Origin of the sequence: Erwinia sp. JUb26 (assembly GCF_003751505.1) — a bacterium.
Taxonomy (GTDB): Bacteria; Pseudomonadota; Gammaproteobacteria; order Enterobacterales; family Enterobacteriaceae; genus Erwinia.
This window is the reverse complement of record NZ_RJVB01000001.1, coordinates 516,340-534,660: the sequence shown is the minus strand read 5'-3', so window position 1 is coordinate 534,660 and position 18,321 is coordinate 516,340. Positions and strand designations below refer to the sequence as shown.

Here is an 18,321-nt window from a genome sequence, read left to right as displayed (position 1 = left end):
CAGTAACAACCCTAAATAATCACCAGGGTTACGATATCATTGCCAATCTTCTGTTCCAAACAGAAATTTTCTGGAGTGATTAAACTGTGATCGAAGTAACAACCTGACGATTAATAAGGTTATTACTGGCATCAATACGATTACTTTCCGCACGGTATCCGGTCTGAAACCGGATACCGTTAGGCCTGGATTAGCGGCCGGTACGCCGCTGGCTATTCAGCAACGCCACGGCGCTGATCAGCGCCAGAATCACCAGGTAGTAACTCGGTGCCAGTGGCGTTCCCGTCAGGCTAATCAGCAGCGTACAGATCAGCGGGGCAAAGCCGCCAAACACCGTCACCGCCACGTTGTAACTGATGGCCATACCGCTGGCGCGGGTGGTCATCGGGAACAGATCGGCCATCATCGACGGCACCGTCGAGAAGTAGACCGATTTCAGCAGCGCCATCCAGCCCACCAGCAGGATCAGTGTGGTCGGGCTGGTGTGATTCACGACCAGCAGGAACGCCGGATAGATGGTCACGGCCAGCATAATCAGCGAGCCCCACAGCAGCGGCAGCCGCCCCACTTTCTCCGCCCACAGCCCCATTAGCGGCGTGACCACGGTCAGAATAATCCCGGCCACCAGCGTGGCGGTAAACGCCGTCGAGCCCGGCAGATGCAGATTTTTGGTGGCGTAGGTTGGCACGTAGTTCAGCATGTAGTTGACGCCGGTGGAGATCACCATCAGCCCCATCGCCAGCAGCAGCAGGTTTTTCTGCTGTCCCATCAGGGTTTTCACCGGCGCGACGGATTTCTCCTGGCTGACAAAGCTGGCCGGTTCATGCACGTGGCGGCGGATATACAGCCCCACCGGACCGATCAGCAGGCCAAAGGCGAAGGGAATACGCCAGCCCCATTCCTGGATCTGCGCTTCGGTCAGCCAGGCCGTCAGCCCCAGGCCAAAGGCCGACGCCATCAGCGTGCTGGCCCCCTGGGTAGCGAACTGCCAGCTGGCGATGAAGGCACGGCGCTCCGGGAAGTGCTCAACCAGAAACGCAGTGGAACTGCCGAACTCACCGCCGGCGGAGAAGCCCTGAATCAGCCTTGCCAGCAGGATCATGATTGGCGCTATCACCCCGATGCTGCTGTAGGTCGGCATCACGGTAATCATCAGCCCGCCGACCATCATCAGGGTAATCGACAGCAGCAGCGCTTTTTTACGCCCGACGCGGTCGGCGTAGTCTCCCAGCACAATCGCGCCGAGCGGACGGATCAGGAACGACACGCCGAAGCTGCCGAAGGTCAGCAGCAGCGATACCGACGGATCTTCGGTCGGGAAAAACGCATGGGCGATATAGCTGGCGAAGAAACCGTAAACCGCGATATCGAACCACTCCAGTGCGTTACCGACGCAGGTGGCAAACAGCGTTTTATACAGATTCGGCTTCACCGCTGCTGGGGTCTGAATAGTCGTGCTCATTTTGCACCTCCCTGCGTGCGGTGGGCCTGATGGCGAGCAAGCAGTGCGGATCCCTGCTCACCGAGATCCCAGAACAGCCGGGTCATCATCTGCAATCCTTCCCGCGCGATGGACTTCAGCATGTGCTCATCCACCGCGTGCTGGCCGCAGGCCGGATAGGAGTGCGGCACCCACAGCGTGGGCAGGCCGAGAATATCGGCAAAGACATCATTCGGCAGCGAACCGCCCAGGTTTGGCAGCAGGGCCGGTTTTTTGCCGCTGGTTTCCGCCATCAGCCCCAGCGCCCAGCCCACCAGCGGGTCGGTGGGATCGAGCCGGGTGGCCGGAGAGCCGCGCAGCACCTCGACTTCAACCTGCGGGAAACCGTGGCGATCCAGATGTTCGCGCAGGTGCTCGCCGATATGCTGCCAGTCGGTCTCCACCACAAAGCGCAGCTGGCAGACCGCCGTGGCGCTGCCGGGAATGGCATTCATTGGCCGTGCCGGGTTGCCGGTCAGGAAGCTCAGCACCTCCAGCGTATTCCAGCCGTACAGCCGCTCAGTCGGCGTCAGGCCCGTTTCTCCCCACGTGGGATCGATGGCCAGGCCGTCACCGTCACCGACGCTGATATCATCGAGAATAGCCTTCACCGCCGCGCTGATGGCCGGGGGTTTCAGCGCGCTAACCTGCAGCTGACCGTGCTGATTGACGAGGCAGGCCAGCGCATTTGCCAGTTGGGTGCCGGGGTTGGTCAGCAGGCCGCCCCAGTTGCCGGAATGGTAGTCGCGGTCGCGGGCGTGAATGCTCAGGCGGAAGTTCACCGCCCCGCGCGAGCCGAGGAACAGCGTCGGGCGCTCGGCGTTCAGGCGCGGGCCGTCGGAGGCGATGAAAATATCGGCGGCCAGCTCCGCCTGCCGGTCGCGGCACAGCTGCGCCAGACCGGGCGAACTGACCTCTTCACCCATTTCAAACAGGAACTTGCAGTTAAAGCCCAGCGACCCGCGCGCGGCAATTACCTGCTCCAGCGCGGCGATATTCACCGAGTGCTGGCCCTTATTATCGGCGCTGCCGCGCCCGTACCAGCGGTCGCCCTCTTCCACCAGCTGCCAGGGCGTCAGGCCGCTGCGCCAGTTTTCATCGTCGCCGAACACCACGTCGCCGTGGCCGTAGCACAGCACGGTCGGCAACGCGGGGTCTTCCATACGCGTCGCCAGCAGGAACGGCCGCGCCGGTGCCTGCGGATTCGGCAGCTGCCGGCAGGTAAATCCCAGTCCCCGCATCGCCGGGATCATCTCTTCGTCATAGTAGCGCTGGATAATCTCATCGCGATCGTCGCGCTGGCTTTCGCTGCGTATGGCCACGCGCTTCGCCAGCACGCGCTTAAACTCCCCGCTGTCAAAATACGCCGTCGCGCGGGCTACTGCCTGTTCAGCTGTCATAGACTTTTTCCGTAGTTATGTGTTGGTTTGCGTTTTAACGATCTCTTTGGCGGATCGATGTTGTTATCACTCCATCTAAGCTAATATTCAGCTTTGCCACAATTATCAAAATAACAAACGAGCCTTACCTCAAAAGCAACGCTCGCCTGCACCATCACCGATCGCGCACCGTTAAAGAGCAACCCTATGCAAAGCACTGAAATTCGCTATTTTTTAGCCGTGGCCAGCAGCGGCTCGCTGAGCGCCGCCAGCCAGCAGCTGTTCGTGGCCGTTTCCGCCATCAGCCGCCAGATCCAGCGGCTGGAGGCCAAGGTCGGCGCGCCACTGTTCGAACGCCACGCGCGCGGCATGGTGCTGAACGACGCCGGGCAGATTTTTGAGAACCACGTGCGGAAAAGCATGATGGATATGGAACACGCCATCGCGGAGATTAAAGGATTAAAGGCCGTGCGACGCATCGCGCTGCGCGTGGCCTGCACCGATGGGATGGCGTTCAGCCTGCTGCCGGTGCTGTTTACGGAGTTTCGCGTGTTACATCCGGGGGTGAGTTTTCATCTGACGGTGGGCAGCGCGCTGGAGGTGGCGGAAATTATGCGGCGCGGCGAATGTGACGTTGCCTTTCAGTTCAGCCTTCACCCGGAGCGCGGCGTGGAGGTAGTGGCCGCGTGGCCTGCGCCGGTGCTGCTGGTGATGCAGCAAAATCACCCGCTGGCACTTCAGCAGATCCAGCTCTCCGACCTGCTGGCCTGGCCGCTGGCGCTGCCGGATGCGGGAACCACGGTGCGGCAGCTGTTCGACCTCTCCTGCCGGATGAACGGCACGTTCGTGGAACCGACGCTGACCTGTAACAACTTCAGCACGCTCTATTCCTTCCTGCTGAACACGCCGCAGGCCATCACTATTTGCAGCCAGTTTACGGTGATGTACCAGGCCGAGGAACAGGGCCTGGTACTGAAGTCGCTGGGCAGCGAGCAGCTCAGCCAGCGATCGTTACAGGTACAAACCGCGATTGGACGCCCGCCTTCCGCTGCGCTGGCACTGTTCCTGGCATTCGCTCAGTCAGAGCTGAAGCAGCAGGATGCGCGCATCAGAGCGCGCTACGACTTTTAGCGATTACTTAATATCCACCGGATAGAAAATATGTTTGCCGAACGGATCGACCTCATAGCCGCTAACCTCTTTGCGCACCGGTTCGAAGATCGTTGAGTGGGCAATCATCACCGCCGGGGCCTGATCGTGCATGATCTGCTGCGCCTCGCGATACATCACCACCCGTTTCTCGTGATCCTGCTCGGCGCGGGCTTTGGTGATCAGCTGGTCAAACGGCTTATAGCACCATTTCGATGAGTTAGAGCCGCCGTTGGCAGAGGTGCAGCTGAACAGCGGGCCGAAGAAGTTATCCGGGTCGCCGGTGGCGGTGGTCCAGCCCATTAGCGCAGCCTGATGCTCGCCGTTTTTCACCCGCTTGAGGTATTCGCCCCACTCAAAGGTAACGACATTGGCTTTAATGCCCACTTTATCCCAATCTGCCTGGATCATCTCCGCCATGCGTTTGGCGTTGGGGTTATAGGGGCGCTGTACCGGCATCGCCCACAGATCAACCTGGGTACCCGGCGCGATGCCCGCCTCTTTCAACAGCGCTTTCGCCTTTTCCGGATCGTAAGCATAATCCTGCATATCGCTCGCCGCGCTCCAGACGCCCGGCGGCAGCAGGTTTTTCGCGGCGGTGCCGGTGCCCTGGAAGACCGCATCGATGATCGCCGGTTTGTTGATCGCCATCGTTAACGCCTGGCGCACTTTGACATTATCCATCGGCGCTTTCTGGGTGTTGAAAGCAAGGAAACCGGTATTCAGCCCGGCCTTCTGCGCCAGGGTGATATTTTTATTCTCACCCAGGCGCTTCAGATCGGCGGGATTCGGGAACGGCATCACCTGACATTCGTTCTTCTCCAGCTTGGCGGCGCGCACCGAGGCATCCGGCACGATGCTGAATACCAGCCGGTCAAGCTTCGATTTGCCCTGCCAGTATTCCGGGAAGGCGCGGTAGAGAATGCGCGAGTCCTTCTGATACTGCACCAGCTCGAACGGCCCGGTGCCGATCGGCACGCTGTCCACTTTTTCTGGGGTACCGGCTTTCAGCATCGCGTCGGCATATTCCGCAGAGAGAATCGAGGCGAAGTACCAGGCCAGGTCGGCAAGGAACGGCGCTTCCGCATGGGCGAGCGTAAAACGCACGGTGTGGTCGTCCACTTTCTCGATATTTTTCAGCAGCGTGCCAAACTCCAGGCTCTCGAAGTTGGCATAGGTGCCGTTAGAGACGTTGTGATACGGGTTGGCCGGATCTTTCTGGCGCATAAACGAGAAGATCACATCGTCGGCGTTAAAATCGCGCGTGGGCTTAAACGCTTTGTTGCTCTGGAATTTGACGTTCTTACGCAGATGGAAGGTGTACACCGTACCGTCTTGCGAGATATCCCAGCTTTCCGCCAGGCTTGGGATCAGGTCGGTGGTGCCCGGGGTAAAGTCCACCAGCCGGTTGTAGATCGGCACCGCGCTGGCATCGACGCTGGTGCCGGAAGTATAAAGCTGCGGGTTAAAGTTTTCCGGCGATCCTTCAGAACAATACACCAGTGTTTTTGCCGCTGCGCCGGAGGCCATTGAGATTGCCAGCGCCGTTAATAGCGTGCTCAGTACCGCTTTCTTCATCTCCATCCTCGCTTTTTATTTGACATTGTCAGGGGGTGGTGCGTAAAACCAGAGAGTATCTGAGTGATAAATATGACATAAATACAGCGATATGCTGAGCAACGATTAAGGAACTCTGATGACTGACTCCCTCGCGCAGAAGCTGACCGACCGTTTTTACCGCTATCTGGCGGTCACCAGCCAGAGCGATGCCGCCGCTACCATCCTGCCCAGTACGCCCGAACAGCATGATATGGCTCGCCTGCTGGCGGAAGAGCTGACCCAGCTGGGTTTGCAGAATGTGGTAATCGATGAATTCGCTACCGTGACCGCCATCAGGCCGGGCAATACGCCGGATGCGCCGAAAATCGGCTTTATTACCCATATCGATACCGTTGACGTCGGCCTGTCGCCGCATATTCATCCGCAGACGCTGCGTTTTGAGGGTCAGGATCTGTGCTTAAACGCCGAGCAGGACATCTGGCTGCGCACCGCCGAGCACCCGGAAATCAACGCCTATGTCGGGCAGGATATTATCTTCAGCGACGGCACCTCGGTGCTGGGCGCGGATAATAAAGCCGCCGTGACCGTGGCGATGACGCTGCTGGAACAACTACCTGCCGATGCCCCGGTTGGCGATATCGTAATGGCTTTTGTGCCGGATGAAGAGATCGGCCTGCGCGGTGCGAAGGCGCTGGATCTGGAATCCCGCTTCAACGTGGATTTTGCCTATACGATTGACTGCTGCGAGCTGGGCGAGGTGGTGTATGAGAACTTTAACGCCGCGGCGGTGGAAATCCGCCTGACCGGCGTGACCGCGCACCCGATGTCAGGTAAGGGCGTGCTGGTCAATCCGCTACTGATGGCGTGGGATTTTATCGGCCACTTCGATCGCCAGCAGACGCCGGAGCATACCGAGGGACGCGAAGGCTACACCTGGTTTAACGATATGCATGCCAACGCCAGCGAGGCGGTGCTCAAGGCATCGATTCGCGATTTCGATCTCACAGGCTTTGCGCAGCGCAAGCAGCAGATCCAGGACGTGGCGGAAGTTATCCGTAAACGCTACCCGACCGGGCGCGTTGAGGTGAGCATCAGCGATACCTACAGTAATATCAGCAATGCCATCGGCGACGATCGTCTGCCGATCGATCTGATTTTTGCGGCGCTGAAGGAGATTGGCGTGGAGCCGAAGGTGATCCCGATGCGCGGCGGAACCGACGGTGCGGCGCTGTCGGCCAAAGGTCTGCTGACGCCTAACTTCTTTACCGGCGCGCACAATTTCCATTCGAAGTTTGAGTTCCTGCCGGTGCCGTCGTTTGTGAAGTCTTACGAACTGGCGGAGAAGATCTGCCTGCTGGCGGCGCGTCCTTTCGTTAAGTAAGCAGGAAAGCGGGCAGACTCTGCCCGCCATTTTACTGAAGGTGTCCGGGTCAAATCGTTACTGGCCGTGGCGACGGCATTTTTGCTTGATGACCGGACTGAGCGTCACTCAGATCGTCGCGCAAATATGCTGAATTGCACTCACTGGCTACCTCTCCCCCTATGTCGACCGCAGATTTGCACAGTTATTCCTCGTAAACGTATACGCGCAGGCGGTGACCGTCCGGGTCGCTGCAGGTAAAGGTGTAGCCGAAGTCCATTTCGCTCGGCTGCTGGAGGATTTCCGCACCGAACTGCTGCCACTGATGGCAGCAGGCATCCACTTCTGCCCGGCTCCCTAATGTGAAGACCAGCTCCGACTGGCTGGGACCTTTTGTTGCCGGTGGTTGGGTGTCGTTAATCGCCCACAGCCCCAGGCGGCCGGTTGGCAGGACGAACATGTAATAAATGTCCTGCGTGACCACCGGTTCGGCCTGCAACAGGCGCTGGTAGAATTCGGCGCTTTTTTTCGGGTTTTCGACGTAGAGGATGGTGTAGTTGAGCGCGTTCATGGTGATTTCCTTTCATTTCGTGGGTGGGTTTGATGTTGGGAAGGATAGCGTTGGGGGGTGACAGTTTTTGTCAGTAGGGATGAGTTGGGTGTGTTGCCTGCGGGTTGGGTGCTGTCGCTGGTGGGCGGGTATCTTCCTGCCGGGCCGGTCCTCGCGCAGCTGCGCTGTGCCTTCTCTTCGTTCGTCAGCCTCACGGACCGCCGCAGACGCGCGTCCTGCGCGGCTGCGTCTTTTGCCCACGTCCTTGTGGGCAAATCCGGGCTTCCTCTCTACGTTCAGCGCTGCGGATGTCCCTTCAGGAAGACACCTGCCCGCCTGCTTTTCTCCATAAGCGTCTGCTTTCACGGCGAATGGTTGCCGGAACTCCGCAAAAGAATATTTTGCTGTGTTGTTTACAGGCTAGCAGTGGGCACGGGCTGGCAGTGCCCCCGTTCGGGCGGTCCTCGCGCCGCTTCGCGGTACCCTCACTTCGCTCGTCAGCCGGTCGGACCGTCACAGACGGACCGTCCTGGCCCGGCTGTGACTTTCGGCCGCGTCCATGCGGCCGAATCCTGGCTTCCTCTCTGCGTTCAGCGCTGTGGATTGCCTGAACGGGGGCACTGCCAGCCCGCTCTCTGACTTTTGTATTGCCCGAAAAATCAAAAGCCAGGACTACCCTGAAGCAGTAGAGGCTGAACTCAGCCCCACACTTCACAGCAATTTCTTATTCTTTAAAACGCAGAAACGATGAAATTTTGAAAGGGACAGCCTCTGCTGCTGCGCAAGGGCATCCGCAGCGCTGAGGTGGAGCTATTGCGCCACGAGATGACAACAAGGGATGTTGGCGTCAGGCCGGGCTTGAACAGGGACGTTCAATCATGGCCGGTCCGACCGGCACAATGACGTAACCGAGGGAACCGCAACGCGGCGCGAGGACCGCCCGGAGCAGCAGCAGAGACTAAATCCAACCCCGCACTTCGCAGCAATTTCTCATTCTTAAAAACGCAAAAAAAAACCGCCATCCCGAAGGATAACGGCCAGATAAATGCTCACTCTCAGGCAACCCGCATCACGGCCTGCCCGAGGTTTTGATCGGCTTACTTCACCGAAACATCAATTCCCGGGAAGAACTTCGCCGCCAGCTTAGTCAGCGTGCCGTCGGTCTGGACCTTGGTAATCGCCGCATCCAGCTCGCCCTTCAGCTTGGTATCGTCCTTACGCAGACCGAAACCAATACCGGTGCCAAGAATGGTATCGTCTTCAACCGCCTTGCCGATAAAACCGTAGCCCTTGCCCTGCGGCTTATCCAGGAAGCCAGACTGACCCGCAGCAGACATCACCAGCGTTCCGTCCAGACGACCCGCAACCATGTCGTTATACACCTGGTTCTGATCCTGATAGGACGTTACGGTCACACCCTTCGGCTCCCAGTGCTGCTTGGCGTAGGTTTCCTGAATCGAGCCCTGCAGAACGCCAATGCTCTTACCCTTCAGCGCTTCCGGGGTGGCATCCTTCAGGCCCGCGTCGGTTTTACCGACCAGCATGCTTGGAATGCGGTAGATAGGCTTGGTAAAGCCAATGCTCTTCGCGCGCGCTTCGGTAATGTTCATCGCCGAATTGATGGCATCAAACTTCTTCGCCGACAGCGCCGGGATCAGCGCGTCAAAACTGCTCTCCACCCAGCTGCACTTGAAGTTACCGGCCTGGCAAATCGCGTTGCCCAGCTCAATATCAAAACCTTCCAGCTCACCGGAGGCGTTGCGGCTTTCAAACGGTGGATACTGCGATTCCAGACCGTAACGCAGCGTTTCCTGCGCCAGCGCAGAGACGGACGTCAGCAGGCCAATTGCCACAAATAGCGCATTCAACTTCTTCATTCACTTCCCCTTATGATTTTTGATTAGCGAGGCTTGACCTGGCAGAGCGCGCGCGCGCCAGCCTGCAAGGTGGCTTCGTCTTTTGCGAAAGAGAGACGGATCAAATTATTGTCGGTTCCATCGGTATAAAACGCCGACAGCGGGATAGTTGCCACACCGTAATCAACGATGAGACGTTGTACCATTTCACTGTCCGTTTCGTCACTGAAATCCGCATAGCTGGCCAGCATAAAGAAGGATCCGGCGGACGGCAGCAGGGTAAACGGCGAATCCTTCAGCAGAGAAGCCATCAGATCGCGCTTTTGCTGATAAAACGCCCCTAACCCGAGGTAGTTTTCCGGCTGTTGCAGGTAGTCGGCAAAGGCCACCTGCATCGGCGTATCGGCGGAGAACATCATAAACTGATGCACCTTCACCACTTCCTCCATCAGCTCGGCCGGAGCCAGCAGATAACCCACACGCCAGCCGGTGACATGGAAGGTTTTGCCGAAGGAGGAGACGATTACGCTGCGCTGCGCCAGTTCGGGATGCGTTGCCATGCCGTTATGCTTGCGGCCATCAAACAGAATATGTTCGTAAACTTCGTCGGAGAGCACCACGATATCGGTATTGCGGGTCAGCGCCGCAAGGCGGTCCAGATCCTCGCGGCTCAGCACCTGTGAACTCGGGTTGTGCGGGGTATTGATGATAATCATCCGCGTACGCGGGGTGATCGCCGCGCTGACTTCATCCCAGTTAATGGCGAAATCAGGTACCTGAAGCTTCAGGCCGATCGGGGTGGCGCCCTGCAGGCGAACGATCGGCGCATAGCTGTCGAAAGCGGGTTCGAAGAAGATCACTTCATCGCCCGGATGCACCAGCCCGGCAATCGCCGAGTAAAGGCCTTCGCTGGCGCTGGCGGTAATCAGCACTTCGCTGGCGACATCATACTTTTGGCCGTAGAGCGTTTCGACTTTCTCCGCCAGAATCTGCTTCAGCGCCGTCACGCCGGTCATCGGCGCATACTGGTTATGGCCCTGCTGCATCGCCCGGCTGACGCCCGCTACCAGAGCCGGATCGCAGGGAAAGTTCGGCGCGCCCTGTGAAAGGTTAATCGCCTTATGCTGCGCGGAAAGCTGGCCGATCACCGTAAAAATGGTGGTGCCAACGTCGGGTAATTTTGAGCGCTGCTGCACCGCAGAGGTGATAGTCATGGAAGCTCCAGTCAGAGGGTAAACCGTCGGGTGAATTTGCTTATGCTATTCAACGTGGCGCGGCTTGAGGCGACAAGCGAATTGTTGTCATAATAGCTATGACTTTTAAACATAGCTCAGGGTGTACCTATGTCCCAGCGTCCGCTGCCGCTGAACGCCATTCACGCTTTTATTGTCACCGCGCGCCATCTCAATCTGACCCACGCCGCCGGGGAACTGTGCATCACTCAGGGTGCCGTCAGCCGTAAGATCGCCTCGCTGGAAGCCTGGCTGGGCTTCAGCCTGTTCGATCGCCACGCACGCGGACTGCGCCTGACGCCGCAGGGTTCCGCCCTGCTCCCGTCGCTACAGGCGGGCTACCAACAGATTTTCGACGCCGCGCAGGCCAGCAGACAGCAGGCGGTTATCCGGCTTAAGGCGCCGACCTGCGCCATGCGCTGGCTGCTGCCGAAGCTGGTGGCGCTGGAGAAACTGCGGCCCGAACTGCACGTGTCGCTGACCACCACCGTCGATCACAGCATCCAGCTTGAGCACTATGATGCCGCCATTCTTTACGGCAACAGCGGTCGCGGCCTGCCGCTGTTTGAGGAGGAACTGACGCCGGTGATGGCCGCTGGCCTGCTGACCTCACCTTCTGCGGATGCCGGTACGCTCACCGCCATGACTTTTTTGCATCCTACCGCCGACAGCCGCGACTGGCAGCTGTGGCTGAAATCCCAGCAGATGCCCCTTGCCATGCAGCGTAATCAGCACTTCGCCACCATGGATCTGGCGATCAGCGCGGCCATTCAGGGCTACGGTGTGACGGTGGCGGACGTAACGCTGATTACGGAAGATCTGGCGATGAAGCGTCTGGTGGCCCCGTTTAGTGGCAGAGTGAAGACCGGCGCGGTTTACAGCCTGATCCGCCGTCCGGCAGAAGAGGCCCCTCCGCTGCTCGATGAGCTGGTGGCGTGGCTTTCATCCCATCAGGAAACGGATCTCAGACCAGAGTCATGAGCCAGAGAGGCCCGGAGCCCGGCTGGTGAAAATTGATTTGCAGATTATGCTGATAGGAGGCCGATCCTGACGTATGTCACCATCGCCAGCCTGCGGCACATGCGTTTTGCCGCCGAGCACTTCCCCATAACGTTAAGGACTTCACTAATGTTCTCCTCGCTAAATAACGGTTTTACCCGGCTCAGCGATCACCCCGATCTGGGCAGGCTGGTGCTGCGCGTTTCGCTGGGCGCACTGCTGCTGTTTCACGGCGTATTCAAGCTACAGCACGGAGTTGGCTGGATTGCCGGGCTGTTACAGGCCCATAACGTTCCCGGGCTGGTGGCTTACGGTGCCTATATTGGTGAGGTTCTGGCCCCGGCGATGATGATTATCGGGCTGATGACCCGCCCTGCGGCGTTTGTTGTGGTGATTAACCTGGTGGTGGCCACGCTGCTGGTGAAAACCGGCGCATTCTGGGATCGCACCTCGGTCGGTGCCTGGGCGCTGGAGGGTGAAGCGCTGTATCTGTTTGGCGCGCTGGCGGTGATGCTGCTGGGTCCGGGGCGCTTTACGATAGTGCAGGACAGTCGCCTGCAGTAGAAAAGAAAAACCACCTCCGACAGGAGGTGGTTTAAGGCTCTTCAGGACGAAACGATGCGCGTCACGTCATTAAGGTTGCCGTTAAGGATATTCACCAGGTTCGATACGCCAATCCGCTGGTTTTCCTGCATCGAGAAGTCAGAGTAAAACGCCGCGTGCGGCGTGATGATGACGTTATCGCGCCCGACCAGCGGCGAGTTGGCAATATATGCATCGCTCTCTTCAACCAGTACGTCAAGCCCGGCACCGAATATCAGATTGTTATCAAGGGCCTCAACCAGCGCCTGCTCATCGATCATCTGACCGCGCGACACATTGATAACAATCGGCCGCTGTTCCATTTTGGCAAACGCTTCACGGTCCAGGATATTCATATTTCCGGCGTTAAGCGACATGGTTAAGCAAATAAAGTGACTCTCTTTCAGTAGTCGCTCTTTATCCACCAGCGTAATACCCAAGCCCTCAGCTACCGAGGCCGGACAGGACGGGGAAAACGCCACCACCTTCATGCCGAAGCCCTGCGCTTTTCTGGCGACGGCCTGGCCTATTTTCCCCAGCCCCATAATGCCGAAGGTGCTTCCCTCCAGGCGAAACATGCCGCTGACGCAGTTAAAGGCGTATTTCCGCTTCTGTTCAATGCTGCGGCCGTAGGCCTTGATATTCCTTGCCACGGCCAGGCCCAGCGTCATCGCATGCTCGCTGACCTCCTGCGTGCAGTATTCCGCAATCACCGCCACCTGAACGTCATTTCGGCTGGCGGCGTGCAGGTCGATAAAGTTATAGCCGGTGGCGTTGATCGATATGCCTTTCAGCCTGCGGCAGGCGGAAATCATTTCGTCCGTAAACGCCACGTAGGAGGTCATAATGCCATCGGCATCGTCAACAACTGCGTTCAGTGCCTGATTATCTCCGTTGTATTCATGGATAATAACTTCGGTCTCCTGGCCCAACTGTTGTTTAAACAGATTAATTTCAGCCGCGACGTCTCTGTCGAGCGATTCTTTATGATCGCAAATGACTATTTTCATAAGGGGAACTCTTTAAATGACTGCTGTTAATTATTGACCAGATACTCGGCAAGTCGATTTTTCTTTACCGCATTTCTCGACAAGACCCACAGAGATAAAATCACCGACAATACCGCTAGGCAGGCAAGGCTCAGGAAGATGATTTTATATGCCGTCATCGTTTCCGCACCCTGATATTTATCCAGAACCGAACCATAAACGGTATTCATAAACAGGTCCGGTGAGTAGCTGATAATCGAAGCAAAGCCGATCGCCGTACCCGATACCTTGACCGGTACGTTAATCTCTTTAAACGAGGAGAACATAATGCCGTACATCGACATCACCAGCCAGCCCGGAATAATCGACAGAATACTGGTCAACTGTAGATTATCACCGCCGACCATCACCGTGGCGACAATAGACACAGCCAGCAGTATCGAACCATACATAATCCATTTTAGCGTCGATTTAAAAACCTTATCCGCCAGGTAGCCGCCAATCGGCGAGGCAATCATCATTGCCATATTAATGCGCAGTATACTGAGCTCGGCGGAATTATCCGATGACATACCCAACCAGGTCAGATACGGCGTGTAATAGGAACTACAGGTATAGACCGCATAGATACAGAAGAAGATGATGGAGACCATCCACACAGAGGGATTTTTCACCACCAGTGAAAGATCGGCGAATTTGAATTTATCGTCTTCTTTCGTTTGAGACTTTTCAAAACCTTTCAGGAAGAACATCAGCGCGATGGCCGACACGCCGGTAAAACAGGCCATCAGCAGCACGGCCATAAACAATCCGTGACTGCCACCGCCGGAATAGCCGAATACTTTCAGGCACAGGTAATTAATTATCGCCGTAGCGGCACCATTGGCGCTGTAATAGATACCATACATTAATCCCTGGTCCTGCTCTTCACTGATGATCCTCACCGCCTTCAGTACGGCCGACCAGAAGACAAAGCCGGAGGCAAAAGCCATCAGGAACCAGACCACCAGCGCCGAGGCGAAGTTAAAGAAGAAAGCAAACATCAGCGTTAGTGCAGTAGCAGCAAACAGCGAGGCGACCACGGAAATGCGCGGTGACAGTTTATCCGCCAGAATCCCCCCCGGAATATACAGGGCCACACAGCCGAGAGAATACGCCGTTAACAGTAAACCGGAATCGGCATTGCCGATGCCCAGTGAGGTTAATACGTCATCGTAAAAAATATATTTAAGATAGGGAAAGACAAATATCGCACCACCGGAAAAACCCAACAGAAGAAGGGTTATATACTTCTTATACTTTGGCATAATTAAGCACCCTGTAATGTTTGCAACACGCTTTTAAATTTTTCGATAAAGACTGTATTTTGTTCTTCCGTACCGATCGTCACCCGCAGATGGTGATGGTAGCCCCAGCCACCGCACGGGCGCACAATCACCCCTTCCTGCAGCAGTCGATTGGCAATCTCACTCGCCGCAAACGGCGTTGAGAAAAAGACAAAGTTGGTGTCGGACTCGCTGCACGCGCAGCCCGCCTCGCGCAGTTCCGCGATCAGGCTTTCGCGGGAAGCAATAAGTCGGTTGCCGAAGCCGACGCAGGTCGCCAGGTCTTCGGTCAGTACGCTGACCGCGCCGGCCAGACCGATGCGGTTGGCGTTAAACGGCTCACTAATCGTGTCATAGGCGCTAATCACTTCAGGCTGGGCGATACAGTAGCCAATTCGCCCGCCCGCCAGGCCAAAATATTTCGACAGCGTGCCGACCTTAATGATTTTCTTACCAGCATTAATCAGTCGGGTCACGTCGATAAGGCGATCGTTTCTGGCAAATTCAATATAGGCTTCATCTAATACCACCCAGACGTGATTCGGCAACGCATCGATAAAGTCGTAGAATTTACTGCTGTCAACGGTGGTGCCGGTCGGGTTATTGGGATTGCACACCCAAATCAGTTTGGTCTTTTCACTCACCGCCGCAGCCATCGCCGTTAAATCCAGACGGTATTCGCCGTCCAGTGGGATTTGTCTTACCTCGGCGCCCATGCCTTTTGATATTTCTTTATACAGGCCGTAAGTTTCTTGCGGAACAATCACCTCATCACCCTGGCTGATAAAGGTTTTTGCCAACGTATCGAGTACGCCCCCGGCTCCATGACCTAAACCAATATTTTCCGCAGTCAGATTATTTCTTTCTGCCAGAATAGATTTCAGGCGGATAAAGTTTTTTTCCGGATAGCTGTTAATCTTCAGCACCTCATCCATCATTCTCTTCGTAGAGAGGTGAAACGGCGCATAGGGATTTTCATTAGATCCCAATTTAACCGCGCTGGATAAGCCATATTCTTCCATCACATCTTCCATGCTTTTACCCGCTGCATAAGGCACGCAGTTGTATACTTCCTTTCTTATTTCCTTAATCATAGTAACCCCTGAAAATTTTAATTATGATGCAAACATTCCGGCACGGAATCCTTTGATCCAGGCCTGACAGATCGATATGGCATCGTCTGGTTTAAATACGTGGGAGTTAAGGCAACTTTCCACCCATAAACCATCGAGCATTGATGAAAATGAAATACTGGCCAGTCGGATATTACATTCGGTACTGTTTTCCTGCCGCCATAAATCACTCAGTAACTGAGAAAGAAACTCAAGATAACTGGCGTAGGTTTGTGAGTGTGATTTATCGATTTCCGGGCTGTATCGGGTCATGCCCCAGAAAACGATCCACGCATTTAGCAGGTCCGGGTCAAGAATAGACGAATTGAAACTTTCCCGGATAAACACGTCAATTCTCTTAGCGGGATCGATTATTTCCCCTTCGCAGGTTTCCTTTAACGAAAGCAGAATATCACCCGCCATCGATTCATAGGATGCAGATATTAACTTTTCCAGACTGCCAAAATGGTGATTGATCAGCCCAACGGAAACCTTCGCCTCGTCGGCTATTTTTCTCACCGACAATCCTTTGTATCCTTCCTTTTTCAGGCAGGTTAATGCTGCGGAAATAAGTTCCGATTGTCTTTGTATCACCGTCATCTGATAAGCCTGTTGAATTAATAAAACCCTGCGCTTGATTATTAACTTACACAGCGTTGAACACTCGTTCAATCTCTTTTTTCTCAGGGAACTCGGCAAATTAACGACTGCACCACAACGGGGAAAATTAACTAATTTCAATCAGAGGGCGATTTAATAAAGTCACGTATTTATAATGAGTTAACGAATGAATGAACCAGAACGGTGCGCAGGCACCATAATAATGCGGCGCATTTTTTTTCATTTTGAAAGTCAGAGATCGCTACGACGGCGGTCAGAGCCAGACGCCCACCGCGGAAACAGATGCCAGGGCTTGCCGTTAAGCAGGGATTATTATTGGACGTTCGAGCAATTGAACCCCCCTCTTCCCGGGTGCAATAGTGGTGCATTCAGCACAACCATAAATTAAGGATAAAACATGGCCCGATATCGAGTTTCATTCAGCATGATTAAATATTCAGCAGGGGGAAGCAGGAGCACGGCGAATACCTCTGAAACGGTGGAAGCGGACAGCGAAAGCGTCGCTATTGAGATTGCCACCGGCAAGGTCACAGCAAAGCCGACCTATCGCGACTACGAATGCCATTTGAACAAATGCGAAAAGTTAAGATAAGGATGGATCCTGCTGCTGCATAAGTAGAGCTCGGAGGCGGTATCGCCTCCGAGCTCAGAACGGATTTTACCCGCAAAGCCGCTGTTCTGCCCGGCTACGCCCGATAGCCGTAGCGGGATTTGGCCACAAGCATCAGTGTGGTTAACACCGCCGGGATCGCCAGGAAGGAAAAGACATCGGTGATATTCCAGCCCATCGACAGCATCTGCGCCCCGGCAAAGGCGCTGAGGATCGCGCCGACCCGACCGACGCCGTGCATCCAGCTGGAACCGGTGGCGCGAGCGCGCGTGGGATAATAACTGGCGGAGAGCGCATTCATCCCGGTATTGGCCCCGTTAAGACAAAAACCGCTGCAGAAGGCGACGGCGCTGAGCACCATCACGTCAGCCGGTGCGTAGCCAATGCACACCGTCGCAATCGCGCCGGTAAAGTAGATCGCCGCCAGCGCCAGGTTGGCATTAAAGCGGTCCATCACCCAGCCCGCGAACAGCGACCCGATCGTGCCACCCGCCTGATACATGGCGGTAACCAGTGCCGCCTGGGTGACCGTCATGCCGATGTCTTTTACCAGCGACGGCAGCCAACTGCCGATCAGATACACCAGGAACAGCCCCATAAAGTAGCTGCCCCACAGCATCACGCTGCCAAACAGGTAGTGCCGGGACAGCACCAGCCGCACCGCGCCGCCTGTGGTGGTGATTTCACTGAGGGCAAAGCGACACTGGTCGGTGGTCATGCCAGGATGCATTTTTTCAACAATCTGCCGAATTTTCCAGGCGGGTGCGTTGCGCGTCATCATAAAGCGCACCGATTCCGGCAGCCAGCGCAGCAGTAATGGCACAATCATTAGCGGCAGAACGCCGCCCAGGACCAGCACCGAATGCCAGCCATAGTGGGGGATCAGCCAGGAAGCGGCAAAACCGCCGCTGGCGGCACCGAAGGTGAAGCCGCAGAACACCACGGTGATCAAAAAAGCGCGTTTTCGCTCAGGGGAATATTCCGCCACCAGCGTGCCGACATTGGGCATCGCCGCCCCCAGCCCTAAGCCGGTGAGAAAGCGGAACAGCATCAGCTGGTCAAGGTTCTGCGAGAAGGCGGTAGCCAGCGTCCACAGTCCAAAGAAAAATACGCTGCTGATAATAATCACCCGCCGCCCGAACCGGTCGGCCAGCGGTCCGGCAAACATCGCGCCCAGCGCCAGGCCGATAAGTGCAGCGCTGATCACCGCACCCAGCTGATGATTGCTGACGCCCCACGCCGTTTTCAGCGCCGGAGCGATAAAGCCCATCAGCGCGATATCCATCCCGTCCATGGCTACAACGGCAAAACAAAGCGCAATGATGCACTTCTGGTAACGGCTTAATGCATTACGGTTAATTAATGCATGAATATCAATGGCCGCGTTACTGTCCACTGCGTACTCCCTGGCTGGCTGATGAACACCCCTGCTCTTATCGGACAAGAGCCCTGCCGGGCCCGAAGGCGCTGCGGCGGGATGAACAGGAAAAATAGCCCGTTATCATAACGGATTGTTA

At 56.2% G+C, this 18,321-nt stretch carries 16 protein-coding genes; 5 read left to right on the top strand and 11 right to left on the bottom strand.

All coding sequences use genetic code 11. The annotated features are described in order from the left end of the window. Positions 1-190: 190 nt before the first annotated feature. Together EC836_RS02505 and EC836_RS02500 are read right to left on the bottom strand one after the other, a co-directional pair. Positions 191-1,462: an MFS transporter gene (locus EC836_RS02505; protein WP_123329825.1), complete on the bottom strand. Its 1,272-nt coding sequence runs from the start codon at positions 1,460-1,462 to the stop codon at positions 191-193. Then, on the bottom strand, positions 1,459-2,880 hold the full coding sequence (locus tag EC836_RS02500; RefSeq protein WP_123329823.1) for a M20 family metallopeptidase: 1,422 nt from the start codon (positions 2,878-2,880) through the stop codon (positions 1,459-1,461). The genes EC836_RS02505 and EC836_RS02500 overlap by 4 nt, the downstream gene beginning before the upstream one ends. A 186-nt stretch (positions 2,881-3,066) precedes the next feature. Between EC836_RS02500 and EC836_RS02495 the strand changes: the two genes are divergently transcribed. Then, positions 3,067-3,990, top strand: coding sequence for a LysR substrate-binding domain-containing protein (locus EC836_RS02495; RefSeq protein ID WP_123329821.1), 924 nt, complete (start codon positions 3,067-3,069; stop codon positions 3,988-3,990). Positions 3,991-3,993: 3 nt separating this feature from the next. Here the strand turns inward: EC836_RS02495 and EC836_RS02490 are convergent, their stop codons facing one another. After that, on the bottom strand, positions 3,994-5,586 hold the full coding sequence (locus EC836_RS02490) for an ABC transporter substrate-binding protein (protein WP_123329819.1): 1,593 nt from the start codon (positions 5,584-5,586) through the stop codon (positions 3,994-3,996). A gap of 118 nt (positions 5,587-5,704) precedes the next feature. On the opposite strand from EC836_RS02490, the gene pepT reads away from it, so the two are divergent. Further along, positions 5,705-6,949 carry a peptidase T gene (pepT, locus tag EC836_RS02485; protein ID WP_123329817.1) on the top strand — a complete coding sequence of 415 codons (1,245 nt, stop codon included), beginning with the start codon at positions 5,705-5,707 and terminating at the stop codon, positions 6,947-6,949. A 184-nt stretch (positions 6,950-7,133) separates the two neighbouring features. On the opposite strand, the gene EC836_RS02480 is transcribed toward pepT, so the two are convergent. The 3 genes from EC836_RS02480 to EC836_RS02470 all read right to left on the bottom strand — a co-directional run bounded on the left by EC836_RS02480 (position 7,134) and on the right by EC836_RS02470 (position 10,548). After that, complete coding sequence (locus EC836_RS02480; RefSeq protein WP_123329815.1) at positions 7,134-7,499, bottom strand: VOC family protein; 366 nt, start codon at positions 7,497-7,499, stop codon at positions 7,134-7,136. Positions 7,500-8,575: 1,076 nt separating this feature from the next. Continuing rightward, on the bottom strand, positions 8,576-9,355 hold the full coding sequence (locus EC836_RS02475; RefSeq protein ID WP_123329813.1) for a transporter substrate-binding domain-containing protein: 780 nt from the start codon (positions 9,353-9,355) through the stop codon (positions 8,576-8,578). Between the two features lie 23 nt (positions 9,356-9,378). After that, positions 9,379-10,548: a methionine aminotransferase gene (locus EC836_RS02470; protein ID WP_123329811.1), complete on the bottom strand. Its 1,170-nt coding sequence runs from the start codon at positions 10,546-10,548 to the stop codon at positions 9,379-9,381. Positions 10,549-10,677: 129 nt separating this feature from the next. Between EC836_RS02470 and EC836_RS02465 the strand changes: the two genes are divergently transcribed. Then, positions 10,678-11,547, top strand: coding sequence for a LysR family transcriptional regulator (locus EC836_RS02465; RefSeq protein ID WP_123329809.1), 870 nt, complete (start codon positions 10,678-10,680; stop codon positions 11,545-11,547). Positions 11,548-11,694: 147 nt separating this feature from the next. Then, on the top strand, positions 11,695-12,129 hold the full coding sequence (locus tag EC836_RS02460; protein ID WP_123329807.1) for a DoxX family protein: 435 nt from the start codon (positions 11,695-11,697) through the stop codon (positions 12,127-12,129). 41 nt (positions 12,130-12,170) lie between these two features. Here the strand turns inward: EC836_RS02460 and EC836_RS02455 are convergent, their stop codons facing one another. The 4 genes from EC836_RS02455 to EC836_RS02440 are packed head-to-tail and all read right to left on the bottom strand — an operon-like array spanning position 12,171 to position 16,173. Next, positions 12,171-13,157 carry an NAD(P)-dependent oxidoreductase gene (locus EC836_RS02455; protein WP_123329805.1) on the bottom strand — a complete coding sequence of 329 codons (987 nt, stop codon included), beginning with the start codon at positions 13,155-13,157 and terminating at the stop codon, positions 12,171-12,173. A 26-nt stretch (positions 13,158-13,183) separates the two neighbouring features. Further along, a complete protein-coding gene (locus tag EC836_RS02450; RefSeq protein ID WP_123329804.1) occupies positions 13,184-14,443 on the bottom strand; it encodes a nitrate/nitrite transporter in 1,260 nt (419 codons plus the stop codon). 2 nt (positions 14,444-14,445) lie between these two features. Further along, positions 14,446-15,555: a histidinol-phosphate transaminase gene (gene hisC / locus EC836_RS02445; RefSeq protein WP_123329802.1), complete on the bottom strand. Its 1,110-nt coding sequence runs from the start codon at positions 15,553-15,555 to the stop codon at positions 14,446-14,448. A 21-nt stretch (positions 15,556-15,576) separates the two neighbouring features. Then, positions 15,577-16,173 carry a TetR/AcrR family transcriptional regulator gene (locus EC836_RS02440; protein WP_123329799.1) on the bottom strand — a complete coding sequence of 199 codons (597 nt, stop codon included), beginning with the start codon at positions 16,171-16,173 and terminating at the stop codon, positions 15,577-15,579. A gap of 418 nt (positions 16,174-16,591) precedes the next feature. Between EC836_RS02440 and EC836_RS02435 the strand changes: the two genes are divergently transcribed. Next, positions 16,592-16,786: a hypothetical protein gene (locus tag EC836_RS02435; RefSeq protein WP_123329797.1), complete on the top strand. Its 195-nt coding sequence runs from the start codon at positions 16,592-16,594 to the stop codon at positions 16,784-16,786. Positions 16,787-16,880: 94 nt separating this feature from the next. Here the strand turns inward: EC836_RS02435 and EC836_RS02430 are convergent, their stop codons facing one another. Beyond that, positions 16,881-18,200 carry an aromatic acid/H+ symport family MFS transporter gene (locus EC836_RS02430; RefSeq protein ID WP_123329795.1) on the bottom strand — a complete coding sequence of 440 codons (1,320 nt, stop codon included), beginning with the start codon at positions 18,198-18,200 and terminating at the stop codon, positions 16,881-16,883. Positions 18,201-18,321: the final 121 nt, after the last annotated feature.